Source organism: Pantoea sp. X-Soil-OKNW-713 (assembly GCF_059730685.1).
In genome coordinates this window covers 3,646,435-3,661,100 of sequence record NZ_AP035995.1, presented here as the reverse complement: position 1 = coordinate 3,661,100, position 14,666 = coordinate 3,646,435, and the positions used below count along the sequence as shown (strand labels likewise).

14 protein-coding genes are annotated in these 14,666 nt (G+C 54.1%); 7 read left to right on the top strand and 7 right to left on the bottom strand.

The features are described from left to right. Positions 1–34 precede the first annotated feature (34 nt). The 4 genes from AC6I8R_RS17045 to AC6I8R_RS17030 all read left to right on the top strand — a co-directional run bounded on the left by AC6I8R_RS17045 (position 35) and on the right by AC6I8R_RS17030 (position 5,626). The gene (locus AC6I8R_RS17045; protein WP_415173754.1) at positions 35–835 is read left to right on the top strand and encodes an IclR family transcriptional regulator; all 801 of its coding nucleotides are present in this window, start codon (positions 35–37) and stop codon (positions 833–835) included. Between the two features lie 88 nt (positions 836–923). After that, positions 924–1,628: an SDR family NAD(P)-dependent oxidoreductase gene (locus AC6I8R_RS17040; protein ID WP_021186182.1), complete on the top strand. Its 705-nt coding sequence runs from the start codon at positions 924–926 to the stop codon at positions 1,626–1,628. A 28-nt stretch (positions 1,629–1,656) separates the two neighbouring features. Continuing rightward, entirely contained in the window at positions 1,657–2,985 is a 1,329-nt protein-coding gene (locus AC6I8R_RS17035; protein WP_497832609.1) for an NAD(P)/FAD-dependent oxidoreductase, read from the top strand. A gap of 493 nt (positions 2,986–3,478) precedes the next feature. Further along, on the top strand, positions 3,479–5,626 hold the full coding sequence (locus AC6I8R_RS17030; RefSeq protein WP_415173755.1) for an ornithine decarboxylase: 2,148 nt from the start codon (positions 3,479–3,481) through the stop codon (positions 5,624–5,626). Between the two features lie 162 nt (positions 5,627–5,788). Here AC6I8R_RS17030 and mltC read toward each other — a convergent pair whose 3' ends face one another. Genes mltC through mutY form a run of 3 tightly spaced genes read right to left on the bottom strand, consistent with a single transcriptional unit; the run spans position 5,789 to position 8,277 of the window. Continuing rightward, positions 5,789–6,868 (bottom strand): membrane-bound lytic murein transglycosylase MltC, encoded by a 1,080-nt coding sequence (mltC, locus tag AC6I8R_RS17025; RefSeq protein ID WP_021186186.1) that lies wholly within the window; start codon positions 6,866–6,868, stop codon positions 5,789–5,791. A 51-nt stretch (positions 6,869–6,919) separates the two neighbouring features. Beyond that, positions 6,920–7,192, bottom strand: a complete 273-nt coding sequence (locus AC6I8R_RS17020; RefSeq protein WP_021186187.1) for an oxidative damage protection protein — start codon at positions 7,190–7,192, stop codon at positions 6,920–6,922. Next, positions 7,192–8,277, bottom strand: coding sequence for an A/G-specific adenine glycosylase (gene mutY, locus AC6I8R_RS17015; RefSeq protein WP_415173756.1), 1,086 nt, complete (start codon positions 8,275–8,277; stop codon positions 7,192–7,194). The genes AC6I8R_RS17020 and mutY overlap by 1 nt, the downstream gene beginning before the upstream one ends. A 154-nt stretch (positions 8,278–8,431) precedes the next feature. Here mutY and trmB point away from each other — a divergent pair, with 154 nt between their 5' ends. The 3 genes from trmB to AC6I8R_RS17000 all read left to right on the top strand — a co-directional run bounded on the left by trmB (position 8,432) and on the right by AC6I8R_RS17000 (position 10,307). Continuing rightward, on the top strand, positions 8,432–9,151 hold the full coding sequence (gene trmB / locus AC6I8R_RS17010; protein ID WP_021186189.1) for a tRNA (guanosine(46)-N7)-methyltransferase TrmB: 720 nt from the start codon (positions 8,432–8,434) through the stop codon (positions 9,149–9,151). Further along, positions 9,152–9,478, top strand: coding sequence for a YggL family protein (locus tag AC6I8R_RS17005; RefSeq protein WP_021186190.1), 327 nt, complete (start codon positions 9,152–9,154; stop codon positions 9,476–9,478). It begins immediately after the preceding gene. Between the two features lie 112 nt (positions 9,479–9,590). Then, positions 9,591–10,307, top strand: coding sequence for a YggN family protein (locus AC6I8R_RS17000; RefSeq protein ID WP_208723654.1), 717 nt, complete (start codon positions 9,591–9,593; stop codon positions 10,305–10,307). A gap of 80 nt (positions 10,308–10,387) precedes the next feature. On the opposite strand, the gene ulaA is transcribed toward AC6I8R_RS17000, so the two are convergent. From ulaA to tkt, 4 genes are all read right to left on the bottom strand, one after another. Then, positions 10,388–11,764: a PTS ascorbate transporter subunit IIC gene (gene ulaA, locus AC6I8R_RS16995; protein WP_021186192.1), complete on the bottom strand. Its 1,377-nt coding sequence runs from the start codon at positions 11,762–11,764 to the stop codon at positions 10,388–10,390. An 86-nt stretch (positions 11,765–11,850) separates the two neighbouring features. After that, positions 11,851–12,123, bottom strand: coding sequence for a PTS sugar transporter subunit IIB (locus AC6I8R_RS16990; protein ID WP_021186193.1), 273 nt, complete (start codon positions 12,121–12,123; stop codon positions 11,851–11,853). Positions 12,124–12,158: 35 nt separating this feature from the next. Next, on the bottom strand, positions 12,159–12,620 hold the full coding sequence (locus AC6I8R_RS16985) for a PTS sugar transporter subunit IIA (RefSeq protein WP_021186194.1): 462 nt from the start codon (positions 12,618–12,620) through the stop codon (positions 12,159–12,161). Positions 12,621–12,653: 33 nt separating this feature from the next. After that, complete coding sequence (gene tkt / locus AC6I8R_RS16980) at positions 12,654–14,648, bottom strand: transketolase (protein WP_497832608.1); 1,995 nt, start codon at positions 14,646–14,648, stop codon at positions 12,654–12,656. Positions 14,649–14,666 lie beyond the last annotated feature (18 nt).

Sequence of the window (14,666 nt, the reverse complement as noted above, 5' to 3'; positions counted from 1 at the left end):
AGTTTCACAATGTGGAACTTTAGCGGTGAGGCCGATGAGCGAAAATTCGGGGAAAAATGGGGTACAACTGCTGGATCGTGCGGTGATGTTGCTCGATCTGGTCGCCGATGCGGGCAGTGAAGGGGCGACGTTAAAAGCGCTGTGCGAGCTTTCGGGTCTGAATAAAGTCACCTGCCACCGCATTCTCAATTCGCTGGTGGAACATCAGTTGTTGCAGAAGGTACAGAGTGACAAATGTTATCGGCTGGGCACCAAGTTACTGGTGTTCGGTGCCAAAGCGGCGCGCGGGCCTGGCCTGCGTCGCCAGTTCCAGCCTGCGCTGGAGCGGTTACGGCAGCAGACCGGTGAGACGGCGATGCTGATGGCGCGCGATCGTGATGATTCGGTGTGCATTGACCGTTACGACAGCGAATACCAGATGCAGACGCTGACCGGTTCGGTGGGCGGTGCGGTGCCGTTGGGCCTTGGGCCTGGCAGTCTGGCGATCCTGGCGTTTCTGGAGGAGGAGCAGCAGCAGGCGATTCTGGCGCGTAACCGGGCACGGCTTGATAGCTGGCCGCAACTTACGGTGCAAACCTTGCAGCTCAAGCTGGAGCAGACGCGGCAGCAGGGTTTCGCTATCGATCCGGGGGAGTTAATTCCGGGGATCGCCGGGATCGCCGTGCCGATCATGGTGTCCGGCGCTGGCGTGGTGGGATCGTTGGGGTTGACCTTCCTCTCACCCCGTCTGAACCCCGAGGTGCAGCAGCGTTATGTGGCGTTGTTGAAAGAGGAAGTGGCGGCGATTGCGCCACTGATCAGCCCGCTGGATACGCGGTTGCGGGCATCGTTGTAAACACGCGCGATAAATCGCGCCGCTACAAAATTCTGCACGTTTGGTTGCGGCGCGATTTATCGCGCAAAAAAATTTACCGGGGAGAACCATGAGCAAATCAACACGTAAAGTCGCGTTAATCAGTGGTGCCAGTCGCGGTATCGGGGCGGCGATTGCCGCCAATCTGCTGGCAAACGGTTGGGCGGTGAGCCTGGGCTGCCGGTCACCAGAGGATGTGCTGGTCAGCGATAGCGAAAATCAGTTGGTATGTCGTTTTGATGCGTTTGATGCCGCCACGGAACAGGCGTGGGTCGATGCCACCCTCGCGAAGTTCGGTCGCATTGATGCGGTGGTACATAACGCCGGCATGATGCTGCCGCTGTCGATCCTAGAAGCCACTGACGACGAGTTCGATCGTACCTTTGACGTTAACGTCAAATCACCGATGCGGTTGAGCCGTCTGACATGGCCCCATTTGCAGGCCAGCGGTGCCGGGCGCATCGTAATGCTGGTGTCGCTTTCCGGAAAACGCGTCAAAGCCGAACGCTCCAGCCTGTATGCCATGAGCAAGTATGCCGCGCTGGCGCTGGCCCACGGGCTGCGCAAAATCGGTGATGCCGATGGCATTCGCTGTACCGCCATCTGCCCCGGCTTTGTCGCCACTGATATGGGGACGGCATTGACCGAGGTGCCCGCAGAAAAAATGACGCAGCCGGAAGATCTGGCGCACCTGATCCGTACGGTTCTGGAATTACCCACCACCACCAGCATCGCCGAAATTCCGGTGAACTGGACGGTGGAAGATAACTATTGATGCCCTTTTACCTGACGAGGAAATAATCATGGGTCCCAGCGTTGATGCAGTTCCCTCTTCGGAAACCTTTCCGACGAGCGCCGATGTGGTGGTGATTGGTGGCGGGATTATCGGCGTGGCGACCGCGTTGTCGCTGGTGCAGCGCGGTGTCAGAACCGTGCTGTTGGAGAAGGGCACGGTGGCGGCAGAGCAGTCGAGCCGTAACTGGGGCTGGTGTCGTCGTACCGGACGCGACCTGCGCGAGCTGCCGTTGATCAACCTCAGCATGCAGTTGTGGGAGGGGATGAATGTGCGTGTAAACCGCGAAACCGGTTTTCGTCGCAATGGCATCGTTTATGCCTCACGCACCGAACAGCAGCGTGAGCGCCATCAGCGCTGGGTCAATGAAGCGCAACATTACGGTATTCACAGCGAGATGCTGACGCCGCAACAGCTGAGTCAGCATCTGCCGCAGCTACAGGGCAGCTATCCCGGTGGGTTATATACCGCGCTGGACGGGCGCGCCGAACCGCAGAAAGCGGCTCCGGCGATGGTTGCTGCTGCGATGGAGCAGGGACTGAATCTGCAACAGCATTGCGCGGTTCGCACCATTGAACGTACCAATGGGCGCGTGAGCGAAGTGGTCACCGAGCACGGCGCCATTCGTTGTCAGCAAGTGGTGGTGGCGGGGGGAGCCTGGTCACGCCTGTTGTTGCAAGGGCTGGGCGTGACGTTGCCGCAATTGAAGGTGTTGTCGACGGTGCTACGAACCCGTCCGGTGGATTTCGATCCCGGTGCCTGCGCCAGCTTCGGTAGTGTTGCGCTGCGTAAACGGCTGGATGGTGGCCTGACGGTCGCCAGTTCGGCCACCAATACCGCCGATATCACGCTGGATTCGTTACGTTTTAGCCCACGCTTTATGCCTGCCTTTTGGGTGGAACGTAAATCGTTGCAGTTGCGTCTCGGTAAGCGTTTTGTCGATGAAGCGCTGCGCTGGAAGCCCGGTCAGGCAGATAAACGATCGATCTATGAAGTGCTGCGCGTGCTCGATCCGGTGATTAATCCGTTGATCGTACAGCGCATGCGTCAAAACCTGGCAGAGTTGCTGCCGCCGCTACGCGATCTGCCGGTGGCGCAGAGCTGGGGCGGGTTGATTGATACCATGCCGGATGCCATTCCGGTGATCTCCGGGATTGATCAGGTAGCCGGGTTGTATCTGGCGACCGGTTTTTCTGGTCACGGATTTGGTATCGCGCCCGGAGCCGGTCAGCTGATGGCGGATCTGGTGCTGAACAGCACGCCGTCGGTGGATGCCCAGCCGTTCCGCTTTAGCCGGTTTAGCGATGGTGAAAAGATTCGCGCGCAGCATTGGTTGTAATGCTTTGTTATCAATATCCGCGCCTTGCATAAATTTGCATAAGGTGCGGATAATTAAGCACTTTTAATTTTATCGGTTGATAAAAAACATTTTTTATCAATAAGTTATCGCTATGCGGAAATTGCGGGTAGCGGGTTGTTCCGGCAAAAAAAAGATGACATTATTGCGCCCCTGATAGTTATCAACCCCCTTAATCACTGAGGACGCCGCTATGGTCGGTACAATGCGCATCTGCACTTGTTCCCGTTCGCTTCGCTGCAAGCGTTCCTCCGTCATCTGTTGTTCGCATTTCTCGCTCACCATGCGGTGAGGCCAGCCACGCGCTCACTGTTGGACATGAGTAAAGACAGACATTTTCTGACTTTACTGATGTCTATCGGTTGCGGCTGTGATCTCTTTTTGCACCGATCCGTCTGACGTTATTCGCCGGGGAATCTTCCTCATTGCTGTGCCACTGGCACCCACTCATCCTTGACCTCTGGGGATTTGTGTTATGACACCACTGAAAATTGCTGCCAGCGCTGCTGTAGCGCCAAACCTGAGCCTGAACACCATGCGCGACGTGGTGACGCTGGACAATACTGACTTTACCGACGTGGCGGCTGTTGTCGTCTCTTTGGCAGATACGCGGAGTGGCGTGTTGGCGCTGTTGCGCCATACCGGCTTCAATCTGCCGGTGTTTGTTGCCAATGCCTTTGACGAAGAGGTGCTGCAACTGCCGGGCGTCGTTGCCGAGATCAACGGCGCACCGGAAGAGTGGGACGCGTTAGAAGAAGCGGCGCAAGCTTATGAAGCGGAACTGCTGCCACCGTTCTTTGACACCCTGACACGCTATGTTGATATGCAAAACAGCACCTTTGCCTGTCCGGGGCATCAGGGCGGCGCCTTCTTCAAAAAACATCCGGCTGGTCGTCAATTCTATGAATTCTATGGCGAAAACGTCTTCCGTTCCGATATGTGCAACGCGGATGTCAAACTGGGCGATTTGCTGATCCACGAAGGCTCAGCCAAAGACGCACAGAAATATGCGGCCAAAGTCTTCAACGCCGATAAAACCTATTTCGTGTTGAACGGCACTTCCAGCGCCAACAAAGTGGTGACTAACGCGCTGCTGACGCGTGGCGATCTGGTGCTGTTTGACCGTAACAACCATAAATCCAACCATCATGGCGCGTTGATTCAGGCCGGTGCCACGCCGGTATATCTTGAAGCGGCGCGCAACCCGTTTGGCTTTATTGGCGGTATTGATGCGCACTGCTTTGACGAAGCTTATCTGCGCGAGCAGGTAAAGAAAGTCGCGCCGAAGCGTGCCAAAGAGCAACGTCCGTTCCGTCTGGCGATTATCCAACTCGGCACCTACGACGGCACGGTGTACAACGCACGCCAGGTGGTGGACCGCATTGGCCATCTGTGTGATTACATCCTGTTTGATTCGGCCTGGCTGGGGTACGAGCAATTTATCCCGCTGATGGAAGGCTGCTCACCATTGACGCTGGAGCTGAACGAGAACGATCCGGGCATTTTCGTCACCCAGTCGGTGCATAAGCAACTGGCCGGTTTCTCGCAAACCTCGCAAATTCACAAGAAAGATAACCATCTGCGTGGGCAGAAACGTTTTTGTCCCCACAAGCGCCTGAACAATGCCTTTATGCTGCACGCCTCAACCAGCCCGTTCTACCCGTTGTTCGCCGCGCTGGATATCAACGCGCGTATGCATCAGGGCGAGGCGGGTCGCAGCATGTGGCACGAGTGCGTCACGCTGGGCATTGATGCACGTAAAGCGATTCTGGAACGCTGTGAGATGATCCTGCCATTTCTGCCGGAGCAGGTGCACGGTAAACCGTGGCAGGCAGCGGAAACGGAGGCTATCGCCGCCGATCCGGCTTACTTCAGCTTTGAACCAGGCGCGAAATGGCATGGATTTTCCGGGTATGCCAGCGAGCAATATCTGGTGGACCCTTGCAAACTGTTGCTGACCACGCCGGGCATTGATGCCGCCAGCGGGGAATACACCGAGTTCGGCATTCCGGCCACCATTCTGGCGAACTACCTGCGTGAAAATGGCATCGTGCCGGAAAAATGCGACCTCAACTCGATTCTTTTCCTGCTGACGCCAGCGGAAAGCGCCGAGAAGATGGCGCATCTGGTCGCGATGCTGGAGCAGTTTGAGCAGCACGTTAAAGAAGATGCGCTGCTGGCGGAGGTACTCCCGAGCGTGTATCGCAAAAATATGGTGCGTTATCAGGGCTATACCCTGCGCCGTCTGTGCCAGGAAATGCATGATTTGTATGTCAGCTATGGCGTGAAAGATCTGCAAAAAGCCATGTTCCGCGAAGCCTGCTTCCCGCCGGTTAAGGTGAACCCGCAGGATGCGCATCAGGCATATATTCGCGGCGACGTTGAGTTAGTGCCGATTGCCAAAGCGGAAGGACGTATCGCCGCTGAGGGCGCGTTGCCTTATCCTCCTGGCGTGCTGTGCGTGGTGCCGGGCGAAGTATGGGGTGGGGCGGTGCAGCGCTATTTCCTCGCGCTGGAAGAAGGCATTAACCTGCTGCCGGGCTTCTCACCGGAGTTGCAGGGGGTTTACACCGAAGAGGATGACAACGGGCGTAAGCATTTAGTGGCGAATATGATGGTTTGATTGTGCTGGCTGTTCCCTCATCCCGGCCTTCTCCCGCAAGCGGGAGAAGGAGATGTGCAATATGCTGAATCTTCGCCCTCTGCCGTAAGCGTGAGAAGTCTGCTCGATCTGCTCCCTCTCCCGTCTTGCGGGAGAGGGCTGGGGTGAGGGAACTGACCGCACTTAATAACGGTGATAACTGCGCTGGGCGCTGTTCACCTTGTACAGATAACGACGTGATTCCGCTGATGGATGGTTGGTGGTGAGCGTCTGATATACCTGCCCCGGCGACATACCATTAATCATCGCAAACGCGCGATCTTTATCGCTGGAGAACACTCGCAACACGCTGCCCGCGCCGCCATTATAAGCGGTAATCACTGCATAACGCCGTGAAACCGGGTCCTGGATTCCACCCAGATAGGTGTTCTGCAACAACGACAGATAGGCCGTACCGGCATCAATGTTGTTCTCCGGATCAAGCAGATAACTACGGCTGGGTTTACCCCATTTGCCCTTCATGCGGAACACATCAACCCCGGCGGTATGTTGCACCACCTGCATCAGTCCCAGCGCATCAGAATTACTCACCGCATAGGGGTTGAAGCTCGATTCGGTCTGCATAATTGCCAGAATCAACGATGCATCCACGCCATACTCTTCTGCGGCTTTGCGTACCATTGGCAGGTATTTGTGCGCACGCTTGTCGAGATGGTTCGGCACCATCGGGATGGTCACCGACCAGATAACATGCAAGCCAGAGGTGCGTTTTTGCAGTTTGTTCTGAATCAGGTAGTCAGCAAAGTTACCAGCACGGCCCTGCCAACGAATGGCCTGGCCGGTGTTGTCCAGCACCTGGCCATACAGCATCGGCTCTTTACTGATCTGAATATCGTTGGCATCTGAATAGAGATCCACATTACCCGGTTCATCACCCATCAACAGCGTGGTGATGATCGCCTGACGCAGGCTCGCCATCGGATCGGTGCCGGAAATGGTTTCAATGGTAATGCTACCGCTATCAAAGTTGATATGGCTGCGGGTGTAATAGTTGTCGCTATATTTGACGTAATCTTTGGGGCCTGCGATCAGAACCTCATTGATTCCCCAAATATTTTCAATGTTATGGGCGAACTGACCCATCAGAATGTCGAAACCGTTGGTGTCCTTAACCCACTCTTCGTGATATTGCCCTTGTTTGTGTCCGGAGCAGGAAACCAAAAGCGGTGCGATTGCCAGCAGGGCGATCAATTTTTTATTCATTGTTAATGCAAGCCTGACCTGAAAAGGGCCTCAAGGTGAGGCCCAGAAAGTTTATTTTTCCGGCGGTGTGTAACCTTCAATGTGCACATCTTTGCCTTCAAACAGGAAATTCACCATCTCCTGTTCCAGCACTTTGCGATCGCCTGGGTTCATCATGTTGAGTTTTTTCTCGTTGATCAGCATGGTCTGCTTGGCCATCCATTGCTGCCAGGCCTCTTTGGAGATTTCGTTGTAGATGCGCTTACCCAGCTCGCCAGGATAGAGCTGAAAGTCCTGACCTTCAGCGTCGCGTTGCAGATAAGTACAAAAAATAGTGCGGCTCATTACTCTTCCTCTTCGGTCACTCGCGTATGCAGTGCCAGTTGCTGGGGATGTCGCAGTTCATGCAACAGGCGCTCGACCGGCGCAGCCAGACCCACTGACGGTGGTTGCGCTAAGTTATACCAGAGACCGCCTGCTTCATCCATCAGCGACCCGGACGAAGGCCATGCCAGCCACATAGGCACAATATCCAGATGGAAATGGCTGAAAGTATGGCGGAATGCAGTGAGCTGCTGCGGTCTGGCGTGAATACCACGTTCTGCCAGCCAGTCGGTCATCGCCTGTTCGGTGGTGAATTGCGGGAAGCAGAACAGGCCGCCCCACAGGCCCACGGGTGGGCGTTGTTCCAGCCAGACATCATCACCGTGTTGCATCATCAGAAACCAGCCACTGCGTTCGGGCAGCGTCTGCTTAGGTTTTTTGCCGGGATAGTTGGCCCAACTGGCATTGGCATATGCGACACAGCCGCTGCTAAGCGGGCAAATCTCACACTTCGGACGTGAGCGGGTACACACTAACGCGCCGAGATCCATCATCGCCTGATTAAACTGGCTGACGCCCTGTGCTGGCGTTACTTCTTCGCTCAGTTGCCATAGCCGCTTCTCGACTTCCTTTTTCCCCGGCCAGCCTGCTACAGCGTAGCAGCGCGCCAGCACGCGTTTAACGTTGCCATCGAGGATGGGGAAGTGCAGTCCCAGCGACAGCGACAATATCGCCCCCGCGGTTGAGCGGCCAACACCCGGTAACGCGGCCACGTCATCAAAGTTACGCGGGAACTCACCAGCGTGCTTATCCACCACCTGCTTTGCCGCTTTGTGCAGGTTACGCGCACGGGCGTAATAGCCCAGACCGGTCCACAGATGCAGCACCTCATCCAGTGGCGCAGCCGCCAGATCGGCAACCGTGGGGAAGCGCGCCATAAAGCGTTCAAAATAGGGAATGACGGTGGCAACCTGGGTCTGCTGCAACATCACTTCGGAGAGCCATACTTTGTAGGGCGTTTTCTCCTGCTGCCAGGGCAGGGTTTTGCGACCAAAGCGCTGATACCAGTCCAGCACCTGTTGCGCGAACTGCGGCGCTTGCATCATAAGAAGGAAATTTTCCGTGGTTACTCTACACTCAGGCAGGAATTCCAGCATAGAGACATCAGGGTGTAAACCGGAAGTTTGCAAAGGCTTGCTTCTGCTATTGAACTTTGCATAATGCGCGTTTCCCTGAACACGCTAATCAACAGGCTTTGACATGATTAATGACGTCATCACCCCAGAATTTGATGAGAACGGGCGGCCATTGCGCCGTATCCGCAGTTTTGTGCGCCGCCAGGGGCGCTTAACCAAAGGGCAGCAGCTGGCACTCGATCAATACTGGCCGGAGATGGGCGTCGAGTATCAGCCGGAACCGCTGGATTTGACCGCGCTGTTCGGCCGCGATGCGCCGCTGGTGCTGGAAATTGGTTTTGGTATGGGGGCCTCGTTAGTGACGATGGCGAAAAATAACCCGCATCAGAACTTCCTCGGCATTGAAGTTCATGCGCCAGGTGTTGGTGCGTGTCTGGGTTCAGCAAAAGAAGCGGGCGTGGAAAACCTGCGCGTGATGTGTCACGACGCCGTTGAAGTGCTGGAGAAGATGATTCCAGATAACTCGTTGCGCATGGTGCAGTTGTTCTTCCCGGACCCCTGGCATAAAGCGCGCCACAACAAACGTCGTATCGTTCAGGTACCGTTTGCTGAGCTGGTCATGCGTAAGCTGAAGTTGGGCGGTGTCTTCCATATGGCGACCGACTGGGAAGCCTACGCCCAGCACATGCTGGAAGTAATGAGCAGCATTCAGGGTTATCAAAACCTGTCTGCAAGTCATGATTACGTGCCGCGTCCGGAGACGCGTCCGTTAACCAAATTTGAGCAACGCGGGCAGCGACTGGGCCACGGCGTTTGGGATCTGATGTTTGAGAGGGTGAAATAAATGGCCACACAGCGCAGCCGTCGTTTACGTAAAAAATTGCATATTGATGAGTTTCAGGAACTGGGTTTCTCCGTTGCCTGGCGTTTTGCCGAAGGTACCAGCGAGGAGCAAATTGACAGCACGTTGGATGCTTTCATCAATGAAGTGATTGATCCAAATGGTCTGGCTTACGATGGTAGCGGTTACCTGGTCTGGGAAGGGCTGGTGTGCCTGCAACAAACTGGCAAGTGCACCGATGAGCATCGTGAACTGGTTCGCAAATGGTTACAGGATCGTGGCCTGACAGACGTGCAGGTGACTGAACTCTTTGATGTGTGGTGGGACTAAGAATCCTGTAGACGGTACTTATCGGTACACCCCGTAGCGGCGCGATTTTCGCGCAGTTCCGTGCGCGATAGATCGCGCCGCTACGGTTCCGCAAATGGACGCAGGAGATTTCATGGTTCGTAAAGCGCTTCTCGCCGCATTATTGCTGGCGGCGACACAGGCTCAGGCTGCTTATGAATGCAGCGTTAAGCCACAAGATGATGTGATTATTAAGCCGCAGAGCGTGCAGGTGGTGGGAGAGAACGGCAACCTCGAAATCTCGCCGCAGGGTGACGTGCAGTTCAATGGTCAGAAAGTTAGCGTTGATAACGCGACGCGCCAGAAAGCGATCAACTATCAAAATGCGTTGCGCCGTGACTTGCCCTGGATCGATCAAGGTGCCAGCACACGACTGGAGCGTAGCCGCGTTGCGTTGGATCAGGTGATTGTCGAGAAGCTGGGGCCAAACAGCAACGTGCGTAATCGTCTTACTAAGCTGGATGGTCAGCTTAAGCAGCAGATGAACCGCATTATCGAACATCGCAATGATGGTCTGACTTTCCATCATCAGGCCATTGATCAGGTGCGTGCCGACGGTGAAAAGCTGGTGCAAAGCACTATGGGCGGCATCTTACAGGACAGCCTGAACGAGATGGGTAGCCAGCAGACAGGCGGCGGCAATAACCCATTGCAGGCGCTGATGGGCAATCTTGGTGGTTTACAACAGTCGATTCAAACCGAGTGGAACAAGCAGGAGCAGGATTTCCAGAATTTTGGTCATGAAGTATGTAATCGTGTGACGGATCTGGAAGGGCAGCGTAAAGGCCTGGTACAAGGTTTTAAAGGTTAATTTCGTAGCGGCGCGATTTATCGCACGGTTTTTTCCGACACTGCACGATAAATCGCGCCGCTACTTTTCAGTGATAAGTTTTATTCGCCTTTCACTTCTTTTGCCACGGCCTTATTGCTGGTGGCAAAGTTATAAATAACCAGCAGAGCGAAAATCCCGGTAATCACCATAGTGATGGTGCCCTTGTCCATATATCGGGCCATATTGCCGAGGATGATCCCGGTGACACCAAAGTCGGTATCCGAGAAGGTGGTGTTGGTTAATCCCAACGCGCCCAGTACTGGTAACAGCGCTACCGGCAGGAAGGTAATTAATACACCATGTGCGAACGCACCGAGCATTGCACCACGTTTGCCTCCGGTCGCATTACCGAATACCCCGGCGGTGGCACCGCAGAAGAAGTGAGGCACTACGCCTGGCAGAATTAATACCCATTTCAGCTGGCCGAGGATAAATAATCCAACCAGACCCCCAACGAAGCTGGAAATAAAGCCAACCAGTACCGCATTCGGCGCGTAAGGGAATACAATCGGACAGTCGAGTGCCGGGCGTGCATTTGGTACCAGCTTCTCAGAGAAACCGGTAAACGCCGGGACGATTTCTGCCAGAATTAAACGAACGCCTTGCAGAATAATAAATACGCCAGCCGCGAAGGTGATTGCCTGCACGAATGAGTAGACCAGATAGTTCTGACCATGACTGAAATGGCTTTCCACATACTCTTTGCCCGCAGAAACGGACAGAATAAAATAGATAATCATCATCGTCAGGGAAATAGAGATGGTGCTGTCACGCAAAAAACTCAGGTTTTTTGGCATGTTCATCTCTTCGGTAGATTTTGAACCTTTACCGACTAATGAACCAATCCAGCCAGACAACACGTAACCCACCGTGCCGGTATGGGCTAACGCGACCTGGTCATGGCCGATGATTTTACGCATATGCGGCTGAGCCAGCGCCGGGAAAAATGCCATCAACATGCCGAGTGCCAGTGAGCCGGTGTAAATAAGCTGGACACCTTCGAAGCCGGCCACCGACAGAATAATTGCCACCATACAGGCCATGTAAAATGTCACATGACCGGAAAGGTAGATATATTTCAGGCGGGTAAAGCGGGCAACCACAATATTCGCCACCATACCAAACGCCATAATCAGCGTGGTGGGCGCGCCGTATTTTTCCAGTGCAATGGAAACCATCGCTTCGTTGTTAGGGATAATTCCCTGTACATCAAATGCCTGCTTGAAGATATCACCGAGTGGCGTCAGTGAACCAACCAGTACAGAGGCACCACCTGCCAGTACTAAGAAGCCCAGAATCGTTTTTACCGTGCCTTTAATCACATCCGGGAACGGTTTTCTTTGCGCGACCAGACCAAATAAAGCCACTAACCCTACGAGGATTGAAGGCACTTTCAGCACGTCGACAACTACCAATAAAAGGTTTTGGATAAACATATTAACCTCAGCGGTAAGCGTTCTATTTTTTCAGGTTGCATATACCCTGGTTGCAACCTGAATTATTAAGGGTAGAGAAGGTTGAGTCAGGCTTTATTAAAATATTCGCGGATCTTTAGCTCAAGCTCTTTAATGTCAATGATGTTATTGATGATGATGACTTTGTCCTCAGGGAGGTTCGCACTGTAGGCAATGTCTTTACCCATCACAAAAACATCAGCAACATCCGGGGTAACTGAACCCAGATCGGAATGTTCGACATCCGCTGTGATTTCGATGGCTTTAAGAACTTTTTTAATGTTCATTTCCATCATAAAACTGCTTCCCAGGCCTGAGCCACAAACCGCCATAATTTTCATATAACACCTCTTGATTCGTATTCTGAATGGATTTCTTAATTAACAGCCTTATCTGCCAGTAAAATGGCGCTCAATTCTTCTTTACTACCTGCGTTGAATAATCGCCCCATCGTCTCGTCATCGGAAAGGACTTCAGCCAGTTGCGAAATCATTTCAATATGGCTGTTACTGTCCGGTGCTGAGAACATAAAAATAGCATCAACCGGATCATTTTCATCCGCATCGAATTTAACGGCATGGCCCAGTTTGACAATCGATAACCCCAGTTTTTGCGCTCCCTGTTCAGGGCGCGCGTGGGGCATAGCGATACGTGGTGCGATAACAAAGTAGGGACCAATGTCCTCTTTTTGCTGAATGATGACATCAATATATTGCTGAGAAATGGCGCCTTCATTCAGCAGTGGGCGTCCTGCAACCTGAATTGCCTCTTTCCAGTCAGAGACATTTTCCAGGTATTGGATCTTTTCCTCATTCAGCCACTTTGACAGATTCGACATAGTTATATCCTGAATTAAAGTCGTGTTCGGTGTTTACTTCAGCAGGCTACGGGCGGTCTCAAGTACATTCTCCACCGTAAAGCCAAAATGTTTGAACAGGACGTTGGCCGGTGCTGACTCACCAAATGATTTCATGCCAATCACTTTCCCATCCAGACCGGTATACCGCTGCCAGAATCCTTCGATGCTGGCTTCCACCGCCAGACGTTGGCGCACGTCTTTCGGTAGTACCGATTCTTTATATTGTTCGTCCTGTTGATCGAAACGCTCGGTACAGGGCAGGGAAACTACCCGCACTTTGCGGCCTTCTTCGCGCAGCACTTTGGCGGCGGCAACCACCAACTCGATTTCTGAACCGGATGAGATCAGCAACAACTCGGGCTTGCCATCACAATCGACAAGGACATAACCACCACGGGAAATATCCGCCACCTGGGCCGCCGAACGCGGTTGCTGCTCAAGCGGTTGTCGGGTAAGGATCAGCGCGGTTGGTCCGTTTTGGCGTTCAATCGCCTGACGCCATGCCACCGCGACCTCAACCTGGTCGCAGCCACGCCAGGTTTCCATATTGGGTGTCAGTCGCAGCGAGGCTAATTGTTCCACCGGTTGGTGGGTTGGGCCATCTTCGCCCAAACCGATGGTGTCGTGGCTATAGACGAAGACCGAACGGATTTTCATCAGCGCCGCCATACGCACCGCATTGCGTGCGTACTCCATAAACATCAGGAAAGTGCCGCCGTAGGGGATAAAACCACCATGCAGCGCAAGGCCATTCATGATGGCTGACATACCGAATTCACGCACACCGTATGAGATGTAATTTCCCGCCGGGTTTTCAGCGCTGAAATCGACAGAGGTTTGCTGGCGGGTCAGGTTTGAGGGTGACAAATCCGCTGATCCACCCAGCAGTTCCGGCAGTAAATCGGCAAAATGGTTCAGGCACTTTTGGCTGACCTGACGCGTAGCAAGATTAGCTGGCGTTGCCTGCAATCCGGCGATGTAGCTGTCCATGTCCTGTGCCCAGTTGGCAGGCAGCTCACCCTGCATACGGCGGCTAAATTCCGCCGCCAGCTCCGGCCAGCGCTGTTGATAAGCGGCAAACAGGTGATCCCACTCTTGCTGGTTTTTTCCACCCTGCTCGGTTGCATCCCAGGCCTGGTATATGGCAGCGGGAATTTCAAAAGGCGCATGCGGCCAGTTCAGGGCTTCACGCACCAACGCGACTTCTGTGCTGCCAAGGGCTGAGCCGTGGCAATCGTGGCTGTTGGCTTTATTCGGTGAACCAAAACCAATGATGGTTTTGCAACATAGCAGGCTGGGTTTGTCGGTGACGGCTTTGGCTTCACGCACCGCGGCATCCACTGCCGCTGCATCATGTCCGTCGATGCCTTCAATCACATGCCAGCCATAAGCGCGGAAGCGGGCGGCGGTATCTTCCGAGAACCAACCTTCCACATGACCATCAATCGAGATGCCATTGTCGTCCCAGACGGCAATCAGTTTGCCGAGTTGCAAAGTGCCTGCCAGGCCACATGCCTCATGGGAGATCCCTTCCATCAGGCAGCCATCGCCTAAAAACAGCCAGGTGTAATGATCGACCAGCGCGAAATCCGGTTTATTGAACTGTGCCGCCAGCCCTTTTTCGGCAATCGCCATCCCGACGGCATTCGCCACGCCCTGGCCAAGTGGGCCGGTGGTGGTTTCTACGCCGGGTGTATAACCGTATTCGGGGTGTCCTGGCGTACGGGAATGCAACTGGCGAAACTGACGGATGTCTTCAATGGTCACATCATAGCCAGTCAGATGCAGCAAGGAATAAAGCAGCATGGAGCCGTGTCCGTTGGACTGAACGTAGCGATCGCGGTTGAACCACTGTGGGTTTTTGGGGTTGTGGCGTAAGTGGTGACGCCATACCACTTCGGCAATATCCGCCATTCCCATTGGCGCGCCAGGATGTCCTGAATTGGCTTGCTGGATCGCATCAATGCTCAGAAATCGAATCGCGTTTGCTAACTCTCTATTTACCATGAACTGATCTCGCTTTAG

Coding starts and splice junctions, on each gene's coding strand:
- AC6I8R_RS17005 (WP_021186190.1), top strand. CDS start 9,152: ATGGCCACACAGCGCAGCCGTCGTTTACGTAAAAAATTGCATATTGAT.
- mutY (WP_415173756.1), bottom strand. CDS start 8,277: ATGATGCAAGCGCCGCAGTTCGCGCAACAGGTGCTGGACTGGTATCAG.
- tkt (WP_497832608.1), bottom strand. CDS start 14,648: ATGGTAAATAGAGAGTTAGCAAACGCGATTCGATTTCTGAGCATTGAT.
- AC6I8R_RS17020 (WP_021186187.1), bottom strand. CDS start 7,192: ATGAGCCGCACTATTTTTTGTACTTATCTGCAACGCGACGCTGAAGGT.
- AC6I8R_RS17045 (WP_415173754.1), top strand. CDS start 35: ATGAGCGAAAATTCGGGGAAAAATGGGGTACAACTGCTGGATCGTGCG.
- AC6I8R_RS17030 (WP_415173755.1), top strand. CDS start 3,479: ATGACACCACTGAAAATTGCTGCCAGCGCTGCTGTAGCGCCAAACCTG.
- mltC (WP_021186186.1), bottom strand. CDS start 6,868: ATGAATAAAAAATTGATCGCCCTGCTGGCAATCGCACCGCTTTTGGTT.
- AC6I8R_RS17000 (WP_208723654.1), top strand. CDS start 9,591: ATGGTTCGTAAAGCGCTTCTCGCCGCATTATTGCTGGCGGCGACACAG.
- AC6I8R_RS17040 (WP_021186182.1), top strand. CDS start 924: ATGAGCAAATCAACACGTAAAGTCGCGTTAATCAGTGGTGCCAGTCGC.
- ulaA (WP_021186192.1), bottom strand. CDS start 11,764: ATGTTTATCCAAAACCTTTTATTGGTAGTTGTCGACGTGCTGAAAGTG.
- AC6I8R_RS16990 (WP_021186193.1), bottom strand. CDS start 12,123: ATGAAAATTATGGCGGTTTGTGGCTCAGGCCTGGGAAGCAGTTTTATG.
- trmB (WP_021186189.1), top strand. CDS start 8,432: ATGATTAATGACGTCATCACCCCAGAATTTGATGAGAACGGGCGGCCA.
- AC6I8R_RS17035 (WP_497832609.1), top strand. CDS start 1,657: ATGGGTCCCAGCGTTGATGCAGTTCCCTCTTCGGAAACCTTTCCGACG.
- AC6I8R_RS16985 (WP_021186194.1), bottom strand. CDS start 12,620: ATGTCGAATCTGTCAAAGTGGCTGAATGAGGAAAAGATCCAATACCTG.